Annotated in this window: 27 protein-coding genes; 15 read left to right on the top strand and 12 right to left on the bottom strand. The window is 61.9% G+C overall.

Annotated elements, in window-relative coordinates; genetic code table 11:
- Nucleotides 1–145: 145 nt before the first annotated feature.
- On the bottom strand, nucleotides 146–3,325 hold the full coding sequence (locus G9X64_RS23380; protein WP_168310997.1) for a bifunctional diguanylate cyclase/phosphodiesterase: 3,180 nt from the start codon (nucleotides 3,323–3,325) through the stop codon (nucleotides 146–148).
- Nucleotides 3,326–3,569: 244 nt separating this feature from the next.
- Between G9X64_RS23380 and G9X64_RS23375 the strand changes: the two genes are divergently transcribed.
- Nucleotides 3,570–3,830: a DUF1344 domain-containing protein gene (locus G9X64_RS23375; RefSeq protein WP_003569889.1), complete on the top strand. Its 261-nt coding sequence runs from the start codon at nucleotides 3,570–3,572 to the stop codon at nucleotides 3,828–3,830.
- A 30-nt stretch (nucleotides 3,831–3,860) separates the two neighbouring features.
- On the opposite strand, the gene G9X64_RS23370 is transcribed toward G9X64_RS23375, so the two are convergent.
- The 4 genes from G9X64_RS23370 to G9X64_RS23355 form a co-directional block, all read right to left on the bottom strand.
- The gene (locus G9X64_RS23370) at nucleotides 3,861–4,451 is read right to left on the bottom strand and encodes a histidine phosphatase family protein (RefSeq protein ID WP_168310996.1); all 591 of its coding nucleotides are present in this window, start codon (nucleotides 4,449–4,451) and stop codon (nucleotides 3,861–3,863) included.
- Nucleotides 4,452–4,474: 23 nt separating this feature from the next.
- Entirely contained in the window at nucleotides 4,475–5,293 is an 819-nt protein-coding gene (fabI, locus tag G9X64_RS23365) for an enoyl-ACP reductase FabI (RefSeq protein WP_168310995.1), read from the bottom strand.
- A 121-nt stretch (nucleotides 5,294–5,414) separates the two neighbouring features.
- Nucleotides 5,415–6,632, bottom strand: a complete 1,218-nt coding sequence (locus tag G9X64_RS23360; protein WP_171377448.1) for a J domain-containing protein — start codon at nucleotides 6,630–6,632, stop codon at nucleotides 5,415–5,417.
- A 295-nt stretch (nucleotides 6,633–6,927) separates the two neighbouring features.
- Complete coding sequence (locus tag G9X64_RS23355) at nucleotides 6,928–7,386, bottom strand: RT0821/Lpp0805 family surface protein (RefSeq protein WP_062943894.1); 459 nt, start codon at nucleotides 7,384–7,386, stop codon at nucleotides 6,928–6,930.
- Between the two features lie 65 nt (nucleotides 7,387–7,451).
- Here G9X64_RS23355 and pdxH point away from each other — a divergent pair, with 65 nt between their 5' ends.
- On the top strand, nucleotides 7,452–8,072 hold the full coding sequence (gene pdxH / locus G9X64_RS23350) for a pyridoxamine 5'-phosphate oxidase (protein ID WP_028742776.1): 621 nt from the start codon (nucleotides 7,452–7,454) through the stop codon (nucleotides 8,070–8,072).
- Between the two features lie 4 nt (nucleotides 8,073–8,076).
- Here the strand turns inward: pdxH and G9X64_RS23345 are convergent, their stop codons facing one another.
- Entirely contained in the window at nucleotides 8,077–9,114 is a 1,038-nt protein-coding gene (locus G9X64_RS23345) for a polysaccharide deacetylase family protein (RefSeq protein WP_168310993.1), read from the bottom strand.
- 262 nt (nucleotides 9,115–9,376) lie between these two features.
- Here G9X64_RS23345 and G9X64_RS23340 point away from each other — a divergent pair, with 262 nt between their 5' ends.
- Together G9X64_RS23340 and G9X64_RS23335 are read left to right on the top strand one after the other, a co-directional pair.
- Nucleotides 9,377–10,660, top strand: coding sequence for a D-alanyl-D-alanine carboxypeptidase family protein (locus G9X64_RS23340; RefSeq protein WP_168310992.1), 1,284 nt, complete (start codon nucleotides 9,377–9,379; stop codon nucleotides 10,658–10,660).
- An 82-nt stretch (nucleotides 10,661–10,742) separates the two neighbouring features.
- Entirely contained in the window at nucleotides 10,743–11,060 is a 318-nt protein-coding gene (locus G9X64_RS23335; protein WP_168310991.1) for a nucleoside triphosphate pyrophosphohydrolase family protein, read from the top strand.
- A 44-nt stretch (nucleotides 11,061–11,104) separates the two neighbouring features.
- On the opposite strand, the gene maiA is transcribed toward G9X64_RS23335, so the two are convergent.
- The 4 genes from maiA to G9X64_RS23315 all read right to left on the bottom strand — a co-directional run bounded on the left by maiA (nucleotide 11,105) and on the right by G9X64_RS23315 (nucleotide 14,682).
- Nucleotides 11,105–11,770: a maleylacetoacetate isomerase gene (maiA, locus tag G9X64_RS23330; RefSeq protein ID WP_246271013.1), complete on the bottom strand. Its 666-nt coding sequence runs from the start codon at nucleotides 11,768–11,770 to the stop codon at nucleotides 11,105–11,107.
- An 18-nt stretch (nucleotides 11,771–11,788) separates the two neighbouring features.
- A complete protein-coding gene (locus G9X64_RS23325; protein ID WP_168310990.1) occupies nucleotides 11,789–12,280 on the bottom strand; it encodes a GNAT family N-acetyltransferase in 492 nt (163 codons plus the stop codon).
- A gap of 18 nt (nucleotides 12,281–12,298) precedes the next feature.
- Complete coding sequence (gene tldD / locus G9X64_RS23320) at nucleotides 12,299–13,714, bottom strand: metalloprotease TldD (RefSeq protein ID WP_168310989.1); 1,416 nt, start codon at nucleotides 13,712–13,714, stop codon at nucleotides 12,299–12,301.
- Between the two features lie 299 nt (nucleotides 13,715–14,013).
- Entirely contained in the window at nucleotides 14,014–14,682 is a 669-nt protein-coding gene (locus tag G9X64_RS23315) for an invasion associated locus B family protein (protein ID WP_171377447.1), read from the bottom strand.
- Between the two features lie 316 nt (nucleotides 14,683–14,998).
- Here G9X64_RS23315 and coxB point away from each other — a divergent pair, with 316 nt between their 5' ends.
- From coxB to G9X64_RS23285, 6 genes are all read left to right on the top strand, one after another.
- The gene (gene coxB, locus G9X64_RS23310) at nucleotides 14,999–15,883 is read left to right on the top strand and encodes a cytochrome c oxidase subunit II (RefSeq protein ID WP_168311056.1); all 885 of its coding nucleotides are present in this window, start codon (nucleotides 14,999–15,001) and stop codon (nucleotides 15,881–15,883) included.
- A 17-nt stretch (nucleotides 15,884–15,900) separates the two neighbouring features.
- Nucleotides 15,901–17,598 (top strand): cytochrome c oxidase subunit I, encoded by a 1,698-nt coding sequence (ctaD, locus tag G9X64_RS23305; protein WP_168310987.1) that lies wholly within the window; start codon nucleotides 15,901–15,903, stop codon nucleotides 17,596–17,598.
- 67 nt (nucleotides 17,599–17,665) lie between these two features.
- Complete coding sequence (locus G9X64_RS23300; RefSeq protein ID WP_168311055.1) at nucleotides 17,666–18,616, top strand: heme o synthase; 951 nt, start codon at nucleotides 17,666–17,668, stop codon at nucleotides 18,614–18,616.
- Nucleotides 18,616–18,756, top strand: coding sequence for a cytochrome c oxidase system small membrane protein (locus G9X64_RS23295; protein WP_020048779.1), 141 nt, complete (start codon nucleotides 18,616–18,618; stop codon nucleotides 18,754–18,756). The genes G9X64_RS23300 and G9X64_RS23295 overlap by 1 nt, the downstream gene beginning before the upstream one ends.
- Nucleotides 18,753–19,361, top strand: coding sequence for a cytochrome c oxidase assembly protein (locus G9X64_RS23290; RefSeq protein ID WP_168310986.1), 609 nt, complete (start codon nucleotides 18,753–18,755; stop codon nucleotides 19,359–19,361). The genes G9X64_RS23295 and G9X64_RS23290 overlap by 4 nt, the downstream gene beginning before the upstream one ends.
- Before the next feature lie 61 nt (nucleotides 19,362–19,422).
- Nucleotides 19,423–20,298: a cytochrome c oxidase subunit 3 gene (locus tag G9X64_RS23285; protein WP_163875439.1), complete on the top strand. Its 876-nt coding sequence runs from the start codon at nucleotides 19,423–19,425 to the stop codon at nucleotides 20,296–20,298.
- A gap of 213 nt (nucleotides 20,299–20,511) precedes the next feature.
- On the opposite strand, the gene G9X64_RS23280 is transcribed toward G9X64_RS23285, so the two are convergent.
- Nucleotides 20,512–21,153, bottom strand: a complete 642-nt coding sequence (locus G9X64_RS23280; protein ID WP_168310985.1) for a chloramphenicol phosphotransferase CPT family protein — start codon at nucleotides 21,151–21,153, stop codon at nucleotides 20,512–20,514.
- A gap of 236 nt (nucleotides 21,154–21,389) precedes the next feature.
- Here G9X64_RS23280 and G9X64_RS23275 point away from each other — a divergent pair, with 236 nt between their 5' ends.
- The 5 genes from G9X64_RS23275 (at nucleotide 21,390) to rnhA (ending at nucleotide 25,058) form a co-directional block, all read left to right on the top strand.
- Complete coding sequence (locus tag G9X64_RS23275; protein WP_168310984.1) at nucleotides 21,390–21,770, top strand: DUF983 domain-containing protein; 381 nt, start codon at nucleotides 21,390–21,392, stop codon at nucleotides 21,768–21,770.
- The gene (locus tag G9X64_RS23270; RefSeq protein WP_168310983.1) at nucleotides 21,763–22,518 is read left to right on the top strand and encodes an SURF1 family protein; all 756 of its coding nucleotides are present in this window, start codon (nucleotides 21,763–21,765) and stop codon (nucleotides 22,516–22,518) included. The genes G9X64_RS23275 and G9X64_RS23270 overlap by 8 nt, the downstream gene beginning before the upstream one ends.
- A 63-nt stretch (nucleotides 22,519–22,581) precedes the next feature.
- The gene (gene ispH / locus G9X64_RS23265) at nucleotides 22,582–23,583 is read left to right on the top strand and encodes a 4-hydroxy-3-methylbut-2-enyl diphosphate reductase (protein WP_011650764.1); all 1,002 of its coding nucleotides are present in this window, start codon (nucleotides 22,582–22,584) and stop codon (nucleotides 23,581–23,583) included.
- A 57-nt stretch (nucleotides 23,584–23,640) separates the two neighbouring features.
- Nucleotides 23,641–24,606 (top strand): homoserine kinase, encoded by a 966-nt coding sequence (locus G9X64_RS23260; protein WP_168310981.1) that lies wholly within the window; start codon nucleotides 23,641–23,643, stop codon nucleotides 24,604–24,606.
- Complete coding sequence (gene rnhA / locus G9X64_RS23255; RefSeq protein WP_168310980.1) at nucleotides 24,603–25,058, top strand: ribonuclease HI; 456 nt, start codon at nucleotides 24,603–24,605, stop codon at nucleotides 25,056–25,058. The genes G9X64_RS23260 and rnhA overlap by 4 nt, the downstream gene beginning before the upstream one ends.
- Before the next feature lie 35 nt (nucleotides 25,059–25,093).
- On the opposite strand, the gene G9X64_RS23250 is transcribed toward rnhA, so the two are convergent.
- A complete protein-coding gene (locus G9X64_RS23250) occupies nucleotides 25,094–26,164 on the bottom strand; it encodes a zinc-binding metallopeptidase family protein (RefSeq protein WP_168310979.1) in 1,071 nt (356 codons plus the stop codon).
- Nucleotides 26,165–26,181 lie beyond the last annotated feature (17 nt).

The following is a 26,181-nucleotide window of genomic DNA, read 5'->3' as shown; positions in this document are numbered from 1 at the left end:
CGAGGCAAAAGCCTTTCTTTGCGCCAAACCGGCAGCTCAGGAAATGCTGTTTCCGTTCGTTGCCAGGGACGGGCGACGCATCTTGCCGCCATTCTCTCTGCGCAGGCGGGGAGAGGTGAGGGCGAGGCCGATCGGCAGGCGGCGATCAGGACGCCAGCCGCCACCCCGTCCCGGTCGCCTCGTTGGTGAAATCGTCGAAGGAGAGCGGCCGCGAGAAGGCGTAGCCCTGCAGGATGTCGCAGCCGAGATCGCGCAGCAGTGCGGCATGCGCCGCCGTCTCCACCCCTTCGGCCACCGTCTCGACGCCGAGCGAGCGGGCGATTTCGATGATCGAGCGGACGAGCGCCCGCTCCTGCGAGGCATTGACGATCGGCTGCACCAGCTGGCGATCGATCTTCAGCCGCTTCGGCTTCAGCTTCAACAGGCTGACGATCGAGGTGTGGCCGGTGCCGAAATCGTCGATCTCGATATCGATGCCGAGCGCCTTGATGCGCTCGAGATTCTGCGAGACGACGTCCTCGCTCTCGTCGAGGAAGATCGATTCCACCAGTTCGAAGGAGATTTCGCCGGGACGGATATGCAGATCGGCGAGCGATTCCAACAGGCTGCCGTCATGCAGTCGCCGCGCCGAAACATTCACCGAGACCTTGGGCACGGCAATGCCGCGAGCGGTCCAGCGCATCTTGTCGCGCAGCGCCGTTTCCAGCACGATCCGGTCGAGCATCTGCACGACATTGATCTCGTCGGCGATGCGCAGGAATTTGTCGGGTGTCAGCAGCCCTTTGGACGGATGCTTCCAGCGGACCAGCGCCTCGACACCGGTGAGCTCCATCGTCCGGGCGCAGAATTGCGGCTGATACCAGGCGGTGAATTCGCCATTGTCGATGCCGGCGAGGATCTCGTCGGCCGTGCGCTTGGTATTGATGATATCAGCCTGAAGATTGTGATTGAAAAATTCGAAGCGGTTGCGGCCCATGCTTTTCGCGCGATAGAGCGCGATGTCGGCATTGATCAGTACCTTGCGCGCATCGACATGGATGCCGTTGGCGAGCGCGATACCGATCGACACGCCGCAGCGGCAGGAAAAACCCTGGAAATCGATCGGCTGGCGCATCTCCTCGATGATCCGCGTCGAAAGCTGCGCCATCTCCTTGTCGCCGACGTCGAGGGCGAGGATGACGAATTCGTCGCCGCCGATGCGCGCGACGATGTCGCTGCCGCGGACGTTCTTGGCGAGCACTTTCGAGGCGTGCACCAGCATCGCATCGCCGGCGGCATGGCCGAGCGTGTCGTTGATATCCTTGAAGCGGTCGAGATCGATATGCAGGATCGAGAATTTCTGCCGCTGCTGACGGCCGTCCTGGGTGAGATTTTCGAGCGCAATGTCGAGCTTGCGGCGATTGGCGAGTGCGGTCAGCGGGTCGTGCAGCGAATTGTGCTCGATCCTGTTCTTGACAAGCTCGAGTTCGATATTCTTGGCGACCGCCTCGTCCTTGGCCGCCTTCAGCCGGATCGTCATCAGCACGTCTTCGGTGGCGTCGAAGGCGATGCCCATGATCTTCATCTCGCCGGTCCCCGTCTGGTGGACCTTGCCGACCGAGCGCACATAGCGCACCGAGCCGTCGTCGACGATCACCCGGCATACGAGAGTGTGCGTGTCGCCGTTGCGCTTGAAGTGGCGCGCGCTTTCGAGCGCCAGGCTCCGGTCCTCGGGGTGGATGCAGCTTAGCCAGGTCTCTTCGGTCATGAAGCCGTTGCGCGGCGCAAGGCCATAGAGCTCGTGCATCCGCTCGTTCCAGATCGAGCCGCCGAGGCCCGGCCGAGCCTCCCATATGCCGCACTGATAGGAATCGAGCGCCAGGTCGAGCCGGCTGGAAAGCTCGGCGAGCTGCCCCTCGCGGCTCGACAGCTCTTCAAGCGCCAGCTCCAGTTCGGCATTCTTGACCTCGCTCATATCCTTGGCCTTGCGCAGCGTGTCGGTGGTCACCGCATCGGCGGTCACGTCCCAGACGATGCCGATCGTCTTGCCGACGCCGCCGGCATCCGTATAGAAGGCGCCGACCGAGCGCAGGTGCCGGATGCCGCCGTCGCCAAGCAGGATGCGGTACTGCGCCGTGCAGGCGGCACCGGCAATGCTGCAGCTGAAGAAATGCACTTCGGCGGTTTCACGATCCTCGGGCAGGACCGCCGCCAGCCATTCGTCGAGCGCCCGGCTTCCTTCTGCCGCCGCTTTGCCGTGCAGGGCTGCAGCGCGCGCGTCCCAGAGCAGGCTGCTCGAATCATCCTCCAGCTCCCAGATGCCGATATTGGAGGATTCCAGCGCCAGGTTGAGCCGCTGCGACAGTTCCAGCAATTTTGCCTCGCGCGTCTCCAGCGCGGTAATATTGCGATTGCGCTCGCCGAGCAGAAGGGTGGCGAAGAAGATCGGCACGATGATGATGAAGCCGGCGGCAACGATGATCAGGCGCAGCTCGGTGCGGTTTTCGGGTATCGCGTTCCAGCCGCTGTTCGGGACAGCGGAAAGCTCCCACTGGCCGCCGGCAAAACCGATCTTCTGGCGCATCGGATCCTTGCCATCGATATCGGAGGACCCGAAGAACGGTGCGGGGGGAGGAGCTTTGGCGGCGGTCGGCGAGCCGATATCGCGAATGGCGATCGAAAGATGGCCGAGATGCGGATAACGCTCCTGATTTTCCCGGTCGCGTGCCGGCATCAGCCCGGTCGCCTGGTAGAACATGGTCTGATCGATGGCGACTTCGACCGCCCCCCAGATCCGCCGCTGGCCATTCTCCTTGACGTAAACCGGGAAGAAGATGGCAAAGGCGTCCCGGCCGTCGGTGCTGATCGGGCCGTAGAAGCGCGCTGACTGGTTGCTGGTCGCGCCGGTCATCGCCTTGCGAAAGAAGAGAGCCTCGCGCACGTCGCGGCCGATCCGCTCATTGCCGGATTGCGGTGGGTGGATGTCGCGGATGATGAAATCAGGCGCGACGGCGATATGAATGAAAGACGGGTTCTGGATCAGCAGCCAGTTGATCTGGCGCTCCATTTCCTCTCCATTTGCCGCGCTGACGGAGATCAGGTTCGTCAGGTCGCGCACGACGCTGAGGTCCATATTGATCTCGGCCATGACCCGGGCGCGGATGAGGTTCGTCTCGTTTTCGGTGCGGATATGAAGTTCGCGCACATAAGACGCAGTATTGGCCTGGTCGAGCCCGAGGCCGACCATGATGACGACGAGGGCGACAAGCGACGAAACCAGAAACGAGACGCGGCTATTCTTCAACACGCGCCGCAACTGCTTGCTGTCGCTGAGCCTGGATAACAAAATGAAACCCCCATGTTGACGAGCAACTGTAGGGCGCGCGGGTTAATTTACGATTGCCCGCCGGCGATGCCGAAAGATCGCGGGACGGGAAAAACCGCGGACTAACGCACCATCTTGAATATATTTAAAATCCTATTCATCAATTGGGCGGGAAAAGCCATTCTTACGGGCAATTTTCGCCATATTCAGGAGCTTATCTGTGGCCTGTCATTTTCTCGTGCAGCGTCTTAGAAGGATTGTCGCCATGCGTTTCGTCGTCGCCACGCTTTTGGCAACAGCCAGCTTCCTGTCACCGATGAGCGGATTTGCCGAGAGTGCCGATGTCGAGGCGACGATCAAGAAGGTCGACACGGCCAACCTCGTGCTGACGCTCGATGACGGCAAAACCTATCAGGCGCCCGAGGAATTCAATTTCGACGGCCTCGAAGCCGGCGTGAAGGTGATCGTCTTCTATACCGAGGTCGACGGCAAGCGTGTCATCAACGATCTCGATATCGTTAAATAGGCAGCGGAGAAGGGGCGGGCTTGGCAATGCCTACAGCCAGGCAATCGTCCGCTCTGCGGTATCGATCCTGGCTATTCGGTCCTGCGGGATCGCGCCTTCCGCGGCACTGCTCTTCGGCAGGTCGGCAATCGTCTGGAAAAGCGTGCGGATGACGCCACCATGGGTCACGCAGACCGTCGGACGATCGACAGAGTTCAGCCATGAGCCGGTGCGCCAGGAGAGGATTTCGTAGCTTTCCGCGTCATCGCCGGGCGGGATGAAATCCCATTTCGAGGCGTTGCGTTCCGCCACCCGCTCGCGCTGCGTCGCCTTCAGCTCCTTGATCGTCGAGCCTTCCCAGTCGCCGAAGGAAATTTCCACCAATCTCGGATCAGTGCGATAGGCAAGCGGCGGCAGGCCCATGGCAGCGCGCATGATTTCCATCGTCGCGCGCGTGCGCCCGAGCGGGCTTGCGACGAAATCGAATTCGTCGGTTCTATCGCCGAGAATCTCCGCCAGTGCGATGCCGTTCTGCCGGGCCTGTTCCAGGCCCGTGGCATTCATCGGAATATCCTTCTGACCCTGCAGACGGCGCTCCGCATTCCAGTCGGTCTGGCCGTGTCTGATCACGTAGATAAGCACGGTCTCGCATCCCTATGGAGAAATCAGTCCTTGACAACGGAAATGTCGGGCGCGTCGACCGCCTTCATGCCGATGACATGATAACCGCTGTCGGCATGGTGCACTTCGCCGGTGACGGAGCGCGACAGGTCCGACAGGAGGTAGAGGCCGACATCGCCGACTTCCTCGATGGTGACGGTGCGGCGCAGCGGCGCGTTATATTCGTTCCACTTCAGAATATAGCGGAAATCGCCGATGCCGGAGGCGGCAAGCGTCTTGATCGGTCCGGCCGAGATGGCGTTGACGCGGATGTTCTGCGGTCCAAGGTCGACGGCGAGGTACTTGACGCTCGCTTCGAGCGCGGCCTTGGCGACACCCATGACGTTATAGTTCGGCATCACCTTTTCGGCGCCGTAATAGGTCAGCGTCAGCATGGCACCGCCATCCGTCATCAGCTTCTCGGCGCGGCGTGCGACCGAGGTGAAGGAATAGACGGAGATCTGCATCGTCTTGGTGAAATTGTCGGCCGAGGTGTCGACGTAGCGGCCGGTCAGCTCGTCCTTGTCGGAAAAGCCGATCGCATGCACGAGGAAATCGATCTTGCCCCAGAGCTTTTCGACGTTTTCGAAAACCTCGTCGATGGTGGCTTCGTCGGCGACGTCACAGTGGCCGACGAGCGTCGCGCCGATTTCGGCGGCGAGCGGCTCGACGCGCTTCTTCAGCGCATCGCCCTGATAGGTGAACGCGACTTCTCCACCCTGCGCATGAATGGCCTTGGCAATACCCCACGCAATCGAACGATTGTTGGCGACACCCATGATGACGCCGCGTTTGCCTGCCATGAGGCCGGATGCTTGAGCCATATTTCGCTCCCTAGGATTCTGATCGATCCTGCCTATGGCATAGGCCGTTAATCGGTTCAAGCTTGGCCGGGATCATCAACTGTTAGGCATCGTAATAAAGGGTGCGAATGTCATAAAAATTTCATAGGAACAGGCCTTCGCGCATGCTCCGCATGAGATCGGTGATTTTATCGTCGGGTTTTTCCCACAGGATAATGCGCAATTCGACGACCAGATCGCCTCTGCCGCCCTCTTCGCGGGGCAATCCCTGGCCGGGAATTCTAATCGTCTTGTCCGAGCCGGACCATGCGGGGATCGTCACGTTCAGCGGCCCGCTCGGTCCCTCGATACGCGCCTCGGTGCCGAGCACGGCATTTTCGATGCTGAGCGGCAGCACGGCGTGCAGATCGAAGCCGTCGACCGTAAAGCGCGGATCGGGTGCGATGCGAATATTGATGACGGCGTCGCCGCGCTGCATGCCAGGCAGCTTGAAGCCCTGTCCCTTGAGCCTGATCTCGTGACCATCGGTCGTGCCTGCCGGCAAGGCGAAGCCGATTTCGCGGCCCTCCGGCAGCGACGCGGTGATCCAGCCGCTCTTCAACACGTCGTCGATCGTGACCGTCGCCGTCGTCACCTCATCCGGTGCTTTTTCGAGGCCGGTATCCTTGGCGCCGGTGAAACGGCGCACCAGGTTTGTCAGGATGCTGAGCGGCAGCGACAGGTTGGCGGCGGCATTTGCCCCAGCTTCGCTCGCTTCCTCGTCGCCCTTGGTGTCGGCCTCGGCGGCATCGCCATCCATGCGCTTGCCGGCATCGCCCTGGGCGTTTTGCGTCTGCTGATTTTGGGCCTGCTGATACTGCGTCTGCTGGGCGCGACCCTGCGCCTGGCCGCCGGCGGCCGCGCGGGCCTGGGCGCCGAAAATGCGATCCACCATCTCGTCGGCGGCCTCGGCGGAGCCTGCCTGTTGCCTGGAGCCGTCGGCGGCAGCCTTCTGGGCGGCGCGCGCCAGCTCTTCCATCACGCGCTCGGCATTGGCCTGCGCCGCCTTGGCGCGCACGGCCGCCTCGCGGGCGGCTTGGCGCTGCTGCATGATCGTCTGTTCGTGCTTCTTGGCTTCGGCCATCCGCACGGCATTGTCGAACAGGCTGCGTTTGCGCGGGTCCTTCAGGGTTTCATAGGCGCGGCCGATCTCGGCGAACCGGGCCGTCGCCGTCGGATCGTCCTGATTGTGGTCGGGATGGGCCGCCTTGGCCATGTTGCGCCAGGCCGCCTTGATCTCGTCTGCTGCCGCGTCGCGCCTGACGCCCAGAATTTTGTAAGGATCGCGCATATCAAAACCGCCGGTGTTGCGATGCGGCAAGCCTCGTCCTTGCCCGGCATCCCCGTCCAATAAAACCTGTGTGGCGCCACCCGCCGCAAAGGCAGGAACAGCCACTCTCAACGCCGATCCTGCGGCGGAGTTGCTAATCACCTGTTATTTCTGCGCAGAGATGTGGCGTGTTTCGCGGTAAATGGTTAGCTCTTTGCTAAGCATTCGGCAGAAAGCGGTCGCGCGTTAACCTGTTGGCGACAGCGCTGCGCGTCCTTTCGGACGCGAAGGGGACGCTGCGACATTTTAGGAATTGTGCAGGAGCCGGATCAGCTTTCCCGCCGGATCAACTTTCCGGCTGGAAGCTTAACAGCTGCCAGTTGCCGCCGCCGACCAGGCAGGTCTTGCCGTAGAATTTGGCGATGCCGACATAGGAATGCCGGGTCGTGCGGAACTGGCGGCAGACCTGGCCGGACTCGTTATTCTCGACGATCGTATCGATGACGCCGGCACTGCCGGTCGATGCGTTCGCCCAGGGAAGCGGCTGGCCCTCGAGCCTTTGCACATCGGCCGAGGTCACGGCGTTGCGCACGGTCATTTCGTCGGAAAGCGTGTCGGTACTCGGCGGCGTCTGCGGCACGGTGCCGGTTGCCACCGACCGGTCGACCTTGGCTTCACTCAGGAAATCCATGCCGCCGCCGACGCAGCCGGACAGCGACAACATCGCGACGCCGATGACGAAGAACGCGCGGCTGCGTCGCCGCAGGCCCTTTGTATGGCGAGATGACTTTGCTATGACTTCCACCCTGCATCCTGTCCAGTTATCAAAAGCTGGGCGAGTTTTGAATAATCCGGGGCATTTGAACCAATATGTCGGCAAACGAGTTAACAAGCGGTGACTTTACCGAAAGTGGCGAGCCCTTCAAGCTCTTTGCCGAATGGCTGAAAGAAGCCGAGGCTTCCGAACCTAATGACCCCAATGCAGTGGCGCTGGCAACGGTCGATGAGGATGGTCTTCCCAATGTCCGCATGGTTCTCCTGAAGGGATTCGACGACGACGGTTTCGTCTTTTACACCAATTTCGAGAGCCAGAAAGGCCGCGAAATTCTCGGCCAGAAAAAGGCGGCCATGTGCTTTCACTGGAAAAGCCTGCGTCGTCAGGTAAGGCTGCGCGGCCCCGTCGAGATCGTCACCGATGCCGAAGCGGACGCCTATTTCAAGACGCGGGCGCGCGGCAGCCGGATCGGCGCCTGGGCCTCTAAACAATCCCGTCCGCTCGAAAGCCGTTTCGCGCTGGAAAAGGCGGTGGCCGAATATACCGCTCGCTATGCCATCGGCGAGATTCCGCGCCCGGCCCACTGGTCGGGCTTTCGCATCCGGCCGACCTCGATCGAATTCTGGAAGGACCAGAAATTTCGCTTGCACGACCGGGTCGAATTCCGCCGCCCGTCACCGGAAGGCGAATGGGACAAGGTGCGGATGTATCCGTAGCGGCTTACCTGCCCATCAGCTTCAGCGGTATGCCGGAGGCGAGCGCCGAGACGTAGCGTCGCTTCTGATAGAAGCCGTTGAGCGAAATGCGTGGGAGATAGCCGGTCAATTGCGCTGACGGCAGCCCGGGCTGCGTGGTGACGGCGAGGGTAAAACCGAGATTGCGAGCGATGCGTGCCTCGCGGGCGGTCGCAGCCTCCGGCGTGCCATAGGGATAGGCGATCGTCCCGGGACGGATGCCGGTCGCCGCCTCGACGTAGTCCGCCGAAACCTGCATTTCGATTCGCGCTTCGGCTTCCGGCAGCCGGGCGAGCGCCCGATGGCTGATCGTATGGGCGCCGAGCGTCGCGAGCGGATGTGTCGCCAGCCATTGCAATTCGCCAGGCCCCATCACCAGTTCGCGGACGATATCCGTTGGCTCGATGCCGTTTTCGCGCGCCAGCAGATCGATGGCGGCAACGGCGCGCGCCTCGTCGGAGCCGTGGATGTAGGCGGCAAAGCGGTCGAAGGCTTGCCATTGCTGCTGCGGGCTGTCGAGCGCCAGGCGCTCTCTGCCGCGGCCGAAATCGAAGTAGATTTCGCTTGGCTGGCGCAGGAGGACAGCGAGCGTTTCCCACCAGATGCTGTGAGAGCCTTCGGCAAAACCCTTGGCGACGAACACCGTGAACGGCGCCTGATGCCGCTCGAACACCGGCAGCGCATGTTCCATATTGTTGCTGTACCCGTCATCGAGCGTGAAGGCCGCGAAGGGCTTTGCGCCTTCCGGCTCCGCCAGCAGCGCCGGCACCTGATCGAGCGGCACGAAGCGGTAGCCCTCCCGCCGCAGCCGCCGCAGCGCCGCGTCGAGAAAACGGGGGGTGATTTCAAGGTGCGCATTCGGCTCGAAGGCCCGGGGCAGGTGCGGGCGGACATGATGCAGCGTGAAGACGACGCCGCGCCCGCGTGCTTGCCGCATCAGCCCGACTGACGCGAGCAGCCAGGAAAACTCGAGCCCGGCGCCGATCGCCAGTCGCTTGCCCAATCGCTTGAATTGTCCCGTCATGCGGCGCCCGTCCCTTGCCTTTTCCGGAAACTAGCAAGTGCGACTTAAGCCTTGCTGAATCCCGATCCGGCACGGGTCTTTCATTTCCTGTTTACCAAGACGATGAAAAGACTAGAAAAATGATAGGCGTTGCCTCAAAGTCGCGCCAAACTTGCGGCTTCTGTCACATTACGGCACAAATGCCGGTCTGACCGAGAGCCCGCATCACGGGCTGCGCATCAGGGGCCAGCGTATGAGGGGCCAGCATATGAGGGGAAAGTGCATGAGAAAGCTTTTGGCGGCTGTTTTGACCGTAACGCTTGCCGTTTCGGCGCCGCTTGCGGCCCTTGCCGGCAGCGCTTCGCTGATCCTCGATGCCCGGACCGGTAAGGTTCTCGCCTCCGAAAACGCCGATACGCTGAACCATCCGGCCTCGCTGACGAAGATGATGACGCTCTATCTCACCTTCGAGGCGCTGAAGCGCGGCAAGATCACCTGGGATACGCCGATCAAGATGTCGAAATACGCCGCCGCACGCCCGCCGACCAAGCTTGGCGTCAAGGCCGGCGGCACGATCACCGTGCGCGAGGCGGTCTATGGCATGATCGTCAAATCCGCCAATGATGCCGCCGCCGCCATGGGCGAGAAGCTCGCCGGCTCGGAAAGCGGCTTTGCCCGAGTGATGACGGCCAAAGCCCGCCAGCTCGGCATGAGCCGCACCGTCTTCGTCAACGCATCAGGCCTGCCGGATGGCCGTCAGGTCACGACGGCGCGGGACATGTCGACGCTCGCCGTCGCGCTGATGAAGAATTATCCGAACGAATACCGGCTGTTTTCGGCGGCAAGTTTCAATTTCCGCGGCCGCACCGTGCGCGGCCACAACAATCTCATGTACCGCTACCAGGGCATGGACGGCATCAAGACCGGTTACACCAACGCCTCCGGCTTCAATCTCGTCAGCGCCGTCAGGGACGGCAACCGCCGCGTGGTCGGCGTCGTGCTCGGCGGCCGCACCGCCCGCAGCCGCGACGCCAAGATGGCTGGTTTGCTCGACCGTTATCTCGGCCGCGCCTCGTCTTCCGGCGGCGCAAAGCTGGTGGCGAGTGTCGGCGCCAGAGAGCCCGTCGAAGTCGCGTCCGCCGCCGAGGCTTCCGATGTCCCGGTGCCGTTCACTGCACCACGGCAAGTCGACGATCTCGCAGCAAAGAGCCTTGCCTATGCCGATGACGCCGTCGTGCCGCTGGAGCGTCCCGTCGCGATGGACGAGATCCTCAACGCCGGCAAGACATCGAAAACCGCGGCGAAAAAGGCCGATGGCGACTGGCAGATCCAGATCTCGGCCGCTCCCAGCGCCGATGCGGCGCGTGCGCTTCTCGCCCAGGCCCAGTCTGAAGGCGGCGCGCCGCTCGTTTCCGCTTCGCCCTATACCGAAGCGGTTGGGCAGGGGGCCAACAAGATCTATCGCGCCCGCTTCATCGGTTTTGCCAGCAAGGATGCCGCCGTCTCGGCCTGCGATGCGCTGAAGCAGCGCTCCTATGACTGCATGCTGCTGCCGGACCACGGCTGATCGCCGCCCCGGCACTGCGGCAATTCACTCTGGACAAGCATCGGGAATCAGCGTCTCCTCCATAAACAAAAGGAGAACGCCCATGTTGCGTCGTCTTGCCGACCAGTTCGAAATCTCATCCTCTGTTCACGTCGCTGCCAACAACATCGAGCGTGATGCCGACTGGTTCTTGCTGAAGCTGCAGGAGGAAATGGGTGAACTGACCCAGGCATGGAACCGGCTGACCGGCCGCGGCCGTGCGAAGGGCCGCTCTCCTGAAGACATGCAGCGTGAGCTCGCCGACGAGACCGCCGACGTTCTCGGCCATCTTCTGCTGTTTGCCCGTCACAACGATCTCGATCTTGCCGCCGCGATCGAACGGAAGTGGCTGTTTCGGCCGGCGGAGGTGCCGAAGAGCTGATGCATGTCGGCCGAAAGTGCGGGCGATTTTTGCGAATGGCATATTCAATATGACGCAGTTTCGGCTTGGCCGTCCGTCTCCGGAAAATCCGGTTGCGCCTCCGGCCTTGCCGTCCGGAAGGCTTCGAGCGTCACACACTGCTGCTCGACCGCAAGCAGCAGAGGGTAGGGCGTCAGATCATGGCCGAGACGGCGGGCATTGCTCATCTGCGGAATGAGATGCAGGTCGGCCCAGCCCGGACGATCGCCGAAACAGAAGGGTGACGGGCTCTGACGCTGCGCGAGCGTCTCTTCGAGCGCGGTAAAGCCACGGCTCAGCCAGTGCACCAGCCAGCGTTTCACCTCCGCTTCGCCAGCGCCGAGGTCATCGCGCAGGAAATGCCGGACGCGCTGAACTGTCAGAGCGTGCATTTCCGAAGCGATATGGGCGGCAAAACCTCTCGCTTCGGCGCGCAGTGCGGGATCCTCGGGCAGGAGGCTCGGATCGGGATAGGTCTCCTCGACATAGGAGAGGATCGCTGACGACTGCGGCACGACATGGCCGCCGCCAATATCGAGCGCTGGCAGCAGCCCCTGCGGATTGAGCCGGCGATACTCGCCGGGCTCCAGCGAGCTCACAGGCACATAGCGGTAGGCAATGCCCTTGAGGTTGAGGGCGATCCGCACCCGTTCCCCCGCCGAATTCTGCCATCGCGAAATCAGCCGCATCATGATCTTCCCGAAGTGAAGTCAGCCGACCTTATAACGGTAGAATTTGCTGTCCACCGCCATCAGCGGGAAGGAGCGGGGCAGGGCGCTTTTGGCGATCTCGCTAAAGCCGTTCTTCTCGTAGAAGCGATGCGCGGCGACGAACTTGTCCGTCGTGCCGAGGAAGATATCGGTGAGGCCGGCATCCCTGGCATGGGCAAGCAGCCGATCGAGGAGCAGGGCCGCCACACCATGTTCGCGGCCGCGAACCGCGGCTGAGACGAACATCTTGCGGAGCGCCGCCTGGTTGTTGCCGATATCCTTCAGCCCGACCGTGCCGACGATGGCGCCGTCTTTGACGGCGACCCAGAACTGCCCCTTGCCGGACTGATAGAAATCCGGGATGACCCTGAGATCCGGCTGCTCATCGGCGGTGATGTAGATGCCGAATTCCTCGCGCTGGATCGGCAGGATCACCGAAAGCACGGCATCGGCGTCATCGGCTGTGAAGGTTCTGATTTCGATGTCCGTCATCAGCCGATTCCTCCTACCTCAGGTCTGCGTGCCGCCGACCGTCACCTGATCCATGCGCAGATGCGGCTGGCCGACGCCGACGGGAACCCATTGGCCGGCCTTGCCGCAATTGCCGATGCCGGTATCGAGCTTCATGTCGTTGCCGATCATCGACACCCGCTTCATCGCATCCGGACCGTTGCCGATCAGCATCGCGCCCTTGATCGCTGCACCGACCTTGCCGTTCTCGATCAGATAGGCCTCGGTGCAGCCGAAGACGAACTTGCCGGAGGTGATGTCCACCTGGCCGCCGCCGAAGGAGACGGCATAGATGCCCTTCTTCACCGAGGCGATGATTTCCTCAGGCGTCTTGTCGCCGCCGAGCATATAGGTGTTGGTCATGCGCGGCATCGGCACATGGGAATAGCCCTGGCGGCGGCCGTTGCCGGTGGGCGCCATGCCCATCAGCCGGGCATTCTGCCGATCCTGCATATAGCCGACGAGCTTGCCGTTCTCGATCAGCACGTTGTAGGCAGACGGCGTGCCCTCGTCGTCGATGGTGATCGAGCCGCGGCGATTGTCGATCGTGCCGTCGTCGACGACGGTGACGCCGGGAGCGGCGACCATCTGGCCGAGAAGGCCGGCAAAGGCCGAGGTCTTCTTGCGGTTGAAATCGCCTTCCAGACCGTGACCGACAGCCTCATGCAGCATCACGCCAGGCCAGCCGGAGCCGAGCACGACGTCCATCGTCCCCGCCGGCGCATCGATCGCCTCGAGATTGACGAGCGCCTGGCGCAGCGCCTCGTCGGCGCCGTATTGCCAGCTGCCCTCGGCGATGAAGTCGCCGAAGCCGATGCGCCCGCCGCTGCCGTAGGAGCCGCTCTCCTGCCGCTCGCCTTCGCCGACCATGACGGAAATGTTGATGCGCGTCATCGGCCTGATGTCGCGCACACGATGTCCGTCGGCGCGCAGGATATCGACGACCTGCCAGCTTGCGGCGACCGAGGCCGTTACCTGCCGAACCTTGTCATCCTTGCCCCTGAGATAGGCGTCGATGTCCTGCAGGACCTTGACCTTCTCCTCGAAGCTCGGCTGGCCGATCGGGTTCTCGTCGCTGTAGAATTTCTTGTTGGTGCCCTGGGGAGCGGCCGCATAGGAGCCGGAATAGCCGCGCGTCACCGCGCCGACCGCATCGGCCGCCCGCTTCAGCGCCGCTACCGAGAGATCGCCGGCATGGGCATAACCGACCGCTTCGCCGGCAACGGCGCGCAGGCCGAAACCCTGTTCGGTGTTGAAGCTGCCGCCTTTGAGCCGGCCATTGTCGAAGGTTAGTGCTTCCGCCTGCGCATGCTCAATAAAGAGCTCGCCGTCATCGGCGCCGGACAGAGCCTCGGCCACATGCTTGCGCATCGTGGCTTCGTCGGCATCGAAAAGCGTCAGGAGATCGGTGGTCATGGTATGGCTCCAATGGGCATGCGTTCAGGAGTGCGCTTACACCCTAGATAGGGCTCCATATAACAAGGAGTGAAGCCCCGCCGTCGAATTATTCTTTTTTAATGGGATGTGAGCGGCAAACCGCGCCCTCCGTCATCCTCGGCCTTGTGCCGAGGATCTGCTACATATCAGCCGGCTGCAGATGCTCGGGACAGGCCCGAGCATGACGGAGTATGGGGGTGGGCTTCTGGAGCAAGGACAGCGATGGGTGACGGAATACGAGCGTTGCACTCTACGCTCGAAGCCGTCGCAGCCCGCCCTCAGGGCAGAGCGTCGAAACCTTCGGCGAAGCCCTTGAGGTCGACGGGGATGCCGATGCCTTCTTCCGGGGTCTGGAAGACGATGAAGGTTGCCTGCGCACCGCTGCGGAAGGTCTTGAGCAGTTCGTCCTCAAGCACGACTTCGGCGTAGCAGCCGTCGGCGAAGCAGCGGACGAAATAGGCGCGGCCGATATCCTTGCCGTCGACATTGAGCCCGAGGCCGTTCGGCAGCAGCACGCCAAGTGGTGCCAGCACGCGCAGGATCTTCGACTTGCGGTCGGCCGTCTTCAGCACGACGACGGAAAGCCCGACCTCCGGCCGATCCTCGGCGATGACATTCTGCATCAGCGCGCATTGTTCGGTCGAAGCACCGGCCGGCTTGTCGCAGACGACGGACCATGCGCCATGATTGGACTTCACCGTGCCCGGCGCCGGCGGCTGCGTCTGGCCAGGTGTCACCGGTTCGACATTCGGTTTGGCGGCACTCGGCTGTTGCGGCGCCGGGGCGGGAGCAGGTGCCGGTGCGGTAGCCGGAGGCTTGGCCTGCGAGGGGGCGGGTTGCTGCTGTGCGAAAACGGGCGTCGTCGCTGCGGCCGCGATGCTGGCAGTCAGGAGAAGCGACTGCGCGAGGGAACGGAAGCCCATGGAAACCTCTGGATATCGAATCATTGCGGCTATTGTTGAAGCTGCCCACCAAAAATGAAAAGCCCCACCCCGTGAAAACCGGGGGACTGCGGCGGAAATTGGACCTTTGCGAAATAATGTGTCGCGCGCGGATTGGCCGGAAAGCCGATTTTTCATATGCTGATGAAAAACTTGGGATGTTTTGCCGTTCGAGCCTGCCTATGCTTTGAGCAAAAATGCCGCATAGACAATTGCTCTGACCTGTTGCGGCAAATGCCAAACTGTGGTTTGAAGCGCTGAAGATGGCAAGGATTCTGCGTTCTATTTTGCAGGTCAAGCGCTCGAGGGAGATAATAAGGTGATGAAGAAGGCTTATGCAGCCCTGACCACGCTGGTCTGTCTGCTTTTTGCTTCCGGCACATATGCCGACCAGCCCACGCCGTGGCAGGCGACGCTGCAGCCGGCGGCAACGCCGATCATGCGGGAAATCCACTGGTTCGAACAATATACCCTGTGGTTTATCGTTCCGATCACGCTCTTCGTTCTGGTCCTGCTCATCGTCGTCTGTGTCAAGTTCCGCGCCAGCGCGAACCCGGTTCCCTCGAAGACGAGCCACAACACGCTGATCGAGATTGCCTGGACCGTGGGGCCGGTCCTGGTGCTTCTTCTTCTCGCCATTCCTTCGTTCAACCTGCTGACGGCGCAGCTGACGCTGCCCGAAAACCCCGACGTGACGATCAAGGCGACCGCCACCCAGTGGCAGTGGAATTACGAATATGAAGGTTCGGGCGAAAGCCCGCTGGCTTTCGATTCCTTCCTCCTGAAAGATCAGGACCGCGCGGCCGCCGGCAAGGAAGACAAGTCGATCTATCCGCGTCTTCTCGCCGTCGATAACGAACTGGTCCTGCCGGTCAACAAGACGGTCCGCGTTCTCGTGACCGCAGCACCCACCGACGTCATCCACGCCTTCGCCATGCCGTCCTTCGGCGTCAAGATCGATGCCGTGCCGGGCCGCCTGAACGAGACCTGGTTCAAGGCCGAGCGCGAAGGCCTGTTCTACGGCCAGTGTTCCGAGCTCTGCGGCAAGGACCATGCGTTCATGCCGATCGCCATCCGCGTCGTCTCCGAGGACAAGTACAAGCAGTGGCTGACCGCAGCCGCCAGCGACCTGCCCGGCGCCTACAAGTCACTCATGGCCGCAACCGATGGTCCCGCAAAGACCGTCAACGTCGCCGAAGCACAGTAATAAAGGGGATCGGGACAATGGCTGGACCTTCCGCTCACGACGATCATTCTCATGATCACGCCGCCCATGACCACGCGCATGACGATCACGATCACGGGCACAAGCCGGGCTTTGCCAATCGCTGGCTGTTCTCGACCAATCACAAGGACATCGGCACGCTCTACCTGATCTTCGCGATCATTGCCGGCATCATCGGCGGCGCGCTCTCCGTCGCCATGCGCATGGAGCTGCAGGAGCCGGGCATCCAGATCTTCCACGGCCTGGCCTCGATGGTCTACGGCTATGAGGGCGATGCCGCGATCGACGGCGCCAAGCAGATGTTCAACATGTTCACGACAGCGCACGCGCTGATCATGATCTTCTTCATGGTCATGCCGGCGATGATCGGCGGTTTCGCCAACTGGATGGTGCCGATCATGATCGGCGCGCCCGACATGGCCTTCCCGCGCCTCAACAACATCTCCTTCTGGCTGATCGTTCCGGCCTTCGCGCTGCTGCTGCTGTCGATGTTCGTCGAAGGCCCGACAGGCGCCTATGGCACGGGTGGCGGCTGGACGATGTATCCGCCGCTGGCGACAAGCGGCACGCCGGGACCGGCGGTCGATCTTGCGATCTTCGCGCTCCACATTGCCGGCGCCTCGTCGATCCTCGGTGCGATCAACTTCATCACCACGATCCTCAACATGCGCGCTCCCGGCATGACGCTGCACAAGATGCCGCTGTTTGCATGGTCCGTGCTGATCACCGCCTTCCTGCTTCTGCTGTCGCTGCCGGTTCTGGCAGGCGGCATCACCATGCTGCTCACCGACCGCAATTTCGGCACGGCTTTCTTCTCTCCGGAAGGCGGCGGCGATCCGATCCTTTACCAGCACCTGTTCTGGTTCTTCGGTCACCCCGAGGTCTACATCCTCATCCTGCCGGGCTTCGGCATGGTCAGCCACATCATCTCGACCTTCTCGAAGAAGCCGATCTTCGGCTACCTCGGCATGGCCTACGCCATGGTGGCAATCGGCGCCGTCGGCTTCGTCGTCTGGGCTCACCACATGTACACGGTCGGCCTGTCGCTCGACGCGCAGCGCTACTTCGTCTTCGCGACGATGGTCATCGCCGTTCCGACAGGCGTGAAGATCTTCTCCTGGATTGCGACGATGTGGGGCGGCTCGATCTCGTTCCGCACGCCGATGCTCTGGGCGATCGGCTTCATCTTCCTGTTCACGGTCGGCGGCGTCACCGGCGTCCAGCTGGCCAATGCCGGTCTCGACCGCTCGCTGCATGACACCTATTACGTTGTGGCTCACTTCCACTACGTTCTGTCGCTCGGCGCCGTCTTTGCGATCTTCGCCGGTTGGTACTACTGGTTCCCGAAGATGACCGGCTACATGTACAACGAGCTGGTCGGCAAGCTGCATTTCTGGATCATGTTCATCGGCGTCAACCTGGTGTTCTTCCCGCAGCACTTCCTCGGCCTCGCCGGCATGCCGCGCCGCTACATCGATTATCCGGATGCCTTTGCCGGCTGGAACTATGTTTCCTCCATCGGCTCCTACATCTCGGCCTTCGGCGTGCTGATCTTCCTCTACGGCGTCTTCGAAGCCTTCGCCAGGAAGCGTGTCGCCGGCGACAATCCGTGGGGTGAGGGCGCAACGACGCTCGAATGGCAGCTGCCTTCGCCGCCGCCCTATCACCAGTGGGAACAGCTTCCGCGCATCAAGTAATTTGCGCTGATATCAGGACGCCGCATTCGATACGGCGTCCTGATCGTGAGACATTCAGGACGGAATGATGACGGTCATCGACAATCACGGGGCGCTTGCAAAGGACGGCGAATTGTCGGAAGCGAGTGCACGCGATTATTTCGAATTGCTGAAGCCGCGGGTGATGTCGCTCGTGGTCTTCACTGCTTTTGCCGGTCTCGTGCTGGCGCCGGGCCACATCCATCCCGTTCTCGGCCTGATCGCCATCCTCTGCATCGCCGTCGGCGCCGGCGCCTCCGGCGCTTTGAATATGTGGTATGATGCCGATATCGACGCCATCATGAGCCGCACGGCAAACCGTCCGATCCCGGCCGGCCGCATCGCGCCTTCCGAGGCACTCGCCTTCGGCCTGGTGCTGTCAGGCTTTTCGGTGGTGATCCTCGGCCTGGCCGTCAACTGGCTCTCGGCCGGCATCCTCGCCTTCACCATCTTCTTCTATGCCGTCGTCTACACCATGTGGCTGAAGCGCTCGACGCCGCAGAACATCGTCATCGGCGGAGCCGCCGGCGCCTTCCCGCCGATGATCGGCTGGGCCTGCGTGACCAACAGCGTGACGATCGAGAGCACCGTTCTCTTCATGATCATCTTCCTGTGGACGCCGGCGCATTTCTGGGCGCTTGCCCTCTTCAAGATGCGCGACTACGAGGCCGTCGGCGTGCCGATGCTGCCGAACGTCGCCGGCGAGCGGGTGACCAAACATCAGATCGTTGCCTATGCGGTGTTGACCGCCGTCTGCGCGGTATTGCCTTCTTTCCTCGGCTTCGCCAGCCTCGGCTATGGCCTGGTGGCCGCCGCCCTCGGCGCGATCTTCATATACTGTTCCATCGCCGTCTGGCGCATGCCCGACGGCGATCTGAAGATGCTCCCGGCGAAGAAGCTCTTCGGCTTCTCGATCTTCTATCTCTTCGCCGTGTTCTCCGCCTTGATGATCGACCGGCTGGCGTCGGTGCTGGTCTCGCATACGGGAGGTTGGTTCTGATGGAATTGGTCAAGCTCACGGAAAAGCAGCTCAAGTCGCGCCGCAACCGCAACATCGCGCTGGGGCTGGTGCTTGCCGGCCTCGTCGTTCTCTTCTACGTGATGGCAATCGTGAAGATCGGCGGAGGAACGGCCGGATGAGCGATAGCCCCGCCGCACCGAAAAAGCCGGGCCGCAACAACGGCGCCGTCGTCATGATGTGCCTGAGCTTCGTTTTCGGCATGGGCGCGATGAGCTATGCCGCCGTGCCGCTTTACCGCATCTTCTGCCAGGTGACCGGCTATAACGGCACGACGCAGCGCGTCGATCAGGTGTCGAGCGTCGTGCTAGATCGCACCATGCGCGTCACCTTCGACGCCAATGTCGCCCCCGGCCTGCAATGGGACTTCAAGCCGGTCGAGCGCGAGGTCAATCCGAAGATCGGCGAGACCATCCAGGTCAATTTCACCGCCGAGAATCGTTCGAACGAGACCCAGCGCGGCCAGGCGGTTTTCAACGTTACGCCGGGCGAAGCCGGCGTCTATTTCAACAAGGTGCAATGTTTCTGCTTTACGGAAACGGACCTGAAGCCGGGCGAGAAGCTCGACATGCCGGTGGTGTTCTACATCGATCCTGACATCGTCAAGGCGGTGGAATCCAAGAATATCCATACGGTTACGCTGTCATATACGTTCTACCCGAAAGAGGGTCCGAAGCCGGTGGCTTCGAATGAGGGTGGAGCGGAGAAGATTGAAAAGAAACTTTGATCAAGGCTCGTTTCCGGTTATGCCGGGAGCGCAGTGAAGGAAGACATCCGGGGATAGCGACATGGCCGATGCTCATCAGAAGAATCACGACTATCACATCATCGATCCGAGCCCGTGGCCGATTCTAGCCTCGCTCGGCGCCTTTATCATGGCGCTCGGCGGCGTCTCCTACATGCGCTACCTGAACGGCGGTTCGTTCAAGGTCGCCGGCTTCGAGCTTGCCAATCCCTGGGTTTTCTATATCGGCTTCGCGCTGGTGCTCTACGTCATGTATGGCTGGTGGGCCGATACGGTGAAGGAAGCCCATGAGGGCGCCCATACCCGCGTCGTTTCGCTGCACCTGCGCTACGGCATGATCATGTTCATCGCTTCGGAAGTGATGTTCTTCGTCGCCTGGTTCTGGGCCTATTTCGACGCCAGCCTCTATCCGAATGAAGCGATCCAGGCCTCGCGCCTGCTCTATACCGGCGGCACCTGGCCGCCGAAGGGCATTGAGGTCCTCGACCCCTGGCACCTGCCGATATACAACACCGTCATCCTGCTCCTGTCGGGCACGACGGTCACCTGGGCGCACCATGCGCTGCTGCACAACGACCGCAAGGGCCTGATCCAGGGCCTGACGCTGACGGTGCTGCTTGGCATGTTCTTCTCTGCCGTTCAGGCCTACGAATATGCTCACGCCCCGTTCGCCTTCAAGAGCTCGATCTACGGCGCGACCTTCTTCATGGCGACCGGCTTCCACGGTTTCCACGTCCTCGTCGGCACGATCTTCTTGGGCGTCTGCCTGATCCGTGCGCTGCGCGGCGACTTCACCCCGAAACAGCATTTCGGCTTCGAGGCAGCGGCCTGGTACTGGCATTTCGTCGACGTCGTCTGGCTGTTCCTGTTCTTCTGCATCTACGTCTGGGGCGGCTGGGGCGCTCCGGTAGCCGGTTGACCGGAACCATAGTCAAGCAAAAGGCGGGCCTCGTGCCCGCCTTTTTTGTTGGCAAATCTCGTCTTTACTCGGCGTCATCCTCGGCCTTGTGCCGAGGATCTGCTACATATCAACCGGTCGCAGATGCCCGGGACAAGCCCGAGCATGACGAAAGAGGAGTTGGCCGGCTTTGTCAGCAATCTAAGGCAGGCCCCGTGCCCGCTTTTCATCGCCTCAGCGCGCCCCGGCGATCCGTTCGAAAGCCGAAGGCTCGGGAATACCGAGATCCAACTGGTGGCGGATCGCTTCGGCGCATTCGAGCGGTGTCAGCACGGACGTATCGACCTCCATATCGTAGATGCCGGGACGATGCACTGCGTCCTGCCAGCGTTGCACCGGTTCTGGAATGGGCACGTCCTCCGTGGCACGCAGATAAAGCGTCTCGCGCCCTTCCTGGGCAATGTCGCGCCGCTGCATGATCGTCTCGATCGGACAGCGCACGCCGACGAACAGCACGGGAAAGTCCTCCAGTCGCCGGGCGCAATCGCTGAGGATGCCGAGTGGCTGCGAATAGCTGTCATGGTGGCCGAGATCGGCGATGACATTGAGCCCCAGGCTGGCATGGATGGCGATCGATTCGTAGAGCGCCGCATAAAAGAACGGCACCAGTTCCTCCAGGTCCGGCCGTTCGCCGCCCGGCCGCAGTCCGATGCCCGGAAGGTAGCGCTTCGGTGTCATGGCGTTGTAGCTGTCGACGCCGAGGTTGAGCCACGGCCCCTCGAACTGTTCCTGTACTGCGCGCGCGACGCTTGATTTGCCGCTCCGCGGCGCGCCGTTCAGGATAATGATCTGCACGGAATGGCTATCGTTGGTCATCAGTCTTCTTCTTCTGTTTGGCGCGAATCACACCAGCGCCGCGCGACTTTTCAGACGTGGTAAGGACGCTGTAACACTTTGAATTGCTGTATAGTTCCTCACATCGATTCCGATGTGAGGAACTATCAGTGGGACGAAATCGCGCAGGCATTTCCCTTCGTCCTGCGAATAACTTATGGGAGAGTTAAGGCAGCATCGAAAAAGCCGCGGCCGCCAAGGTTACGCAAAGGAATGGAATGAACGAGGACAGCGCCCATTTTCCGCCCGTCGATCCGGTGAAAACAGGCATCAAGGGCTGCTGCCCTCGCTGCGGCCAGGGCAAGCTGTTCGACGGTCTGCTCGGCGTAAAGCCGCGCTGTGCGGCCTGTGGCCTCGATTATTCCTTTGCCGATTCCGGTGACGGCCCGGCCGTCTTCGTCATCCTCATCGTCGGCTTCATCGTCATCGGCATGGTGCTGTGGCTGCAGGTGAATTACGGGCCGCCGATCTGGGTGCATATCCTGCTCTTCGCTCCGCTGACCATCATCCTGTCGCTCACGACGCTGCGCTGGTTCAAGGGCATCCTGATCGCCATGCAATACCGCCATAATGCCCGCGAAGGACGCCTGAGTGACTGATATCGACCATGCCGCGCCGCGCCGCCGGCTGCCGGTTTTCACCGGCATCCTGGTGCTGATCGCCCTTGCCATCCTGATTTCGCTCGGTACCTGGCAGGTGGAGCGCCTGCACTGGAAAGAGGGCCTGATCGCCGATATCGCCGCTCGGCAGGCAGCAAGCCCCGTGCCGCTCGCCGACATCGAGGCGATGGCGGCTGCAGGCGGCGACATCGAATACCGCAAGGTCACCGCCACCGGCCGCTATATCAACAACAAGGAGCGGCACTTCTTCGCCACCTGGCGCGGCCAGACCGGCTATTACATCTATACCCCGCTGGAGCTTGCCGACGGGCGCATTCTCTTCGTCAATCGCGGCTTCGTTCCCTATGACAATAAGGAGCCGGAAATGCGCATGCAGGGCCAGCTGACGGATCAGCAGACCGTCACCGGCCTGGCGCGCGAAAAGCTTCCCGGCAAGCCTTCCTGGGTGGTGCCCGACAACGACGTCGCCAAGAACATCTTCTACTGGAAGGATCTCGACGTCATGGCCGAGAGCGTCGGGCTGGAGAAAGCGAGCGTCATTCCCTTTTTCGTCGATGCCGATTCCACCCCCAATCCGGCCGGCCTGCCGATCGGCGGCGTCACCCAGGTGGATCTTCCGAACGACCATCTGCAATATGCTTTCACCTGGTACGGGCTGGCCGCCGTGCTTGTCGTCGTGGTGGCGATCTCCTGGTTCCGCAAGGGTGCCAAGACACCTCAGCAATAGTATCACTTCAATTCTCGACCATATTGGGCTAGAGGTCCCTAAATCTCTCAACCCGGAACAGACATGAATATTGCGGCGAAACCTCCTTTGACGATCAGGCTCTGTGGCCCGCGCGGCTTTTGTGCCGGCGTCGACCGCGCCATCCAGATCGTCGTGCTGGCGCTGAAATCCTATGGCGCGCCGGTTTATGTGCGCCACGAGATCGTCCACAATCGCTATGTCGTCGAAGGGCTGGAGGCCAAGGGCGCCGTCTTCGTCGAGGAGCTGGACGAGATCCCCGCCGAACATCGCGCCCAGCCGGTGGTTTTTTCCGCCCACGGCGTGCCGAAATCCGTGCCGGAGGATGCGGCGAGCCGCAACCTCTTTTATCTCGACGCCACCTGCCCACTGGTGTCCAAGGTCCACAAGCAGGCGATGCGCCACAATCGCCTCGGCCGCCATGTCGTCCTCATCGGCCATGCCGGCCATCCCGAGGTGATCGGCACGATGGGTCAGCTGCCGGAGGGGTCGGTCTCGCTGATCGAGACGATCGAGGATGCCGATGCCTATGTCCCGGTTGATCCCGACAATCTTGGGTATGTCACCCAGACGACGCTGTCGGTCGACGATACGGCCGGCGTCATCACCCGCCTGCACGAGCGCTTCCCCAACCTGACGGCGCCGGCAGCGGACTCGATCTGTTATGCGACGACCAACCGCCAGGAAGTGGTGAAGCAGGCAGCCCCCGGCTGCGATCTCTTCATCATCGTCGGCGCGCCGAATTCGTCCAACTCCAAGCGCCTCGTCGAAGTGGCGCTGAGGGCAGGGGCGAAGAAATCGATCCTCGTGCAGCGCGCCGCCGAGCTCGACTGGGACGAGATCGGCGCGATTTCGACGCTTGGCCTTTCCGCCGGCGCCTCCGCCCCCGAGGTCATCGTCAACGAGATCATCGAGGCTTTCCGCGCCCGCTTCGACGCTCGCGTCGAACTGGCCGAAACGGTGCAGGAAACCGAAAACTTCCTCGTCAACCGCGAACTGCGCAATATCGAGCTGACGGCGGCCGACATGGCTTTCGTCAACGGCTAGATCGGCCTTTCCTCCGGCAAATCCAATATCAACAAGGCATGAAGGGCGAGACCTCACTTGGCAGTCTATACCGATATCGCCGAAGACGATCTGAAATGGTTCCTGACGGAATATGACGCAGGCACGCTGCTCTCCTACAAGGGCATTGCCGAAGGCGTCGAAAACTCCAACTTCCTGCTTCACACCTCCAAGGATCCGCTGATCCTGACGCTCTATGAGAAGCGGGTGGAAAAGAGCGACCTGCCTTTCTTCCTCGGCCTGATGCAACATCTTTCCGCCCGCGGCCTATCCTGCCCGCTGCCGCTGCCGCGCCGGGATGGTTCGCTGCTCGGCTCTCTGTCCGGCCGTCCGGCGGCGCTGATCTCCTTCCTCGAAGGCATGTGGCTGAGAAAGCCGGAGGCCAAGCACTGCCGCGAGGTCGGCAGGGCGCTGGCCGAAATGCATGTGGCCGGCGATGGTTTTGAGCTCAAGCGAGCGAATGCGCTGTCGATCGACGGCTGGCGGGGGCTCTGGGAGAAATCCGAGGCGCGCGCCGGCGAGGTCGAACCCGGCCTGCAGTCCGAGATCCGCAACGAACTCGATTTCCTCTCCGCCGCCTGGCCGAGTGGCCTGCCGGCCGGCGTCATCCATGCCGACCTCTTTCCCGACAACGTCTTCTTCCTCGGCGACGAGCTCTCCGGCCTGATCGATTTCTATTTCGCCTGCAACGACCTGCTCGCCTATGACGTCTCGATCTGCTTGAATGCCTGGTGCTTCGAGAAGGATGGCGCCTATAACATCACCAAGGGCACGGCGATGCTTGCGGGTTACCAGAGCGTCCGGCCGTTGAGCGATGCCGAAATCGCAGCCTTGCCGGTGCTGTCGCGTGGGTCGGCGCTGCGGTTCTTCCTGACCCGGCTCTATGACTGGCTGACGACGCCGGAAGGTGCCATGGTCACCAAGAAGGACCCGCTCGAATATCTCCGCAAGTTGCGGTTCCACCGCCAGATCAAAACGCCCGCCGAATATGGATTGAGCCTATGAAACACGTCGATATCTTCACCGACGGCGCATGCTCCGGCAATCCCGGCCCAGGCGGCTGGGGCGCGGTGCTGCGTTATGGCGATGTCGAAAAGGAGCTTTGCGGCGGCGAGGCGGATACGACCAATAATCGCATGGAGCTGCTGGCGGCAATCTCGGCGCTGCAGGCGCTGAAGAGCCCTTGCGAGGTCGATCTCTATACCGACAGCGCCTATGTCAAGGACGGCATTTCCAAGTGGATTTTCGGCTGGAAGAAAAACGGCTGGAAGACCGCCGACAAGAAGCCGGTGAAGAATGCCGAACTGTGGCAGGCGCTGGAGGCGGCCCGCGACCGCCACAAGGTGACGCTGCACTGGGTGAAGGGCCATGCCGGCCACCCGGAAAACGAACGCGCCGACGAACTCGCCCGCCGGGGCATGGAGCCCTTCAAGAAGGGTAAGGTCGTTTCGTTTTAATCAGCGCGCCCGAACCTCGTTCAAGCCGCCCGCTGCTATTGCGCCGCCCCCGCACCCTGGATCAGCCGGTGCAGATATTCGAGCTTTGCCACGACGGGTGAGGAGAGCACGAAGGGATAGGAGTCCGGCTGCCCCATGCTACGCTGGATGGCGTTGATCGCCAGGCTGAGCGGCACCCAGGCGCTGACCAGCTGTTCGGCGCTTCTTGCCCTGTAAGGGATGAAATCCACCTCGCCGGCAATTTCCTCATGGCCGCGCGGATCGATGGCGATGCCGAAGGCGCGTGCGGTTTCGAGCGTATCGACGATATGGAGGTAATGCGCGAAGCATTCGGCGAAATCCTCCCAGGGGTGCGACGCCGCATAGGCACTGATGAAATTGTCTGGCCATCCCAAGGGCGCCCCGCCGGCATAATGGGTCTGGAGGGCTGCCGCATAATCCTGCCGTTCGTCGCCGAAGACGGCGCGGAAATCGGCAAGGCCGCCCCGATCGCGCACCAGCTTGTTCCAGATGAAATGGCCGGCCTCGTGGCGGAAATGGCCGAGCAGCGTGCGATAGGGTTCGTTCATCGAGCTGCGCGCCTGTTCGCGCGTCGCATCGTCGGCCTCGGCGGCGCGGATGGTGATCAGGCCTTCCTCGTGGCCGGTCATGGCCGGCACGATATAACCGTTGCTCTCTATCGAATCCTCGAGGAAATCGAAGACCAGGCCACCTTGCGGGTCCTGCGCCCGATCCGGATGCGGCAGCTTCCAACGCAGCAGCGAATAAAACAGATGACGCTGGGCCTGGCTGATGCGCCGCCAGCGATCGATGCCGTCCTGGGTGTCGGTGTTCGGAACCAGCCGGTTATGGCGGCAGGCAACGCAGAATTCACTCTCGCCATCATGGTCCACCAGCCAGTTACAGATATCGAGGCCGGCATTGGCACAGAAGCGGACGTCGCGATCGGGATTGGATACGAGCTGCCAGAGCGTCTCGTCGCGCGGCTCCAGCGCATGCATGGCGAGATCGCCGGGCAGGAAGCCGAGGCGATGGTTGCAGCGCACGCATCGCCGGTTGTCGAAGTGGACGACCTGATCGCAATTGTCGCAGGCAAAAAGCTTCATTGGGTCAATCTCTGCAA

Source organism: Rhizobium sophorae, assembly GCF_013087515.1.
GTDB classification, from domain to species: Bacteria; Pseudomonadota; Alphaproteobacteria; order Rhizobiales; family Rhizobiaceae; genus Rhizobium; species Rhizobium sophorae.
Note: the sequence above shows the minus strand (reverse complement) of the source record. Positions and strands in the feature narration are given on the sequence as shown.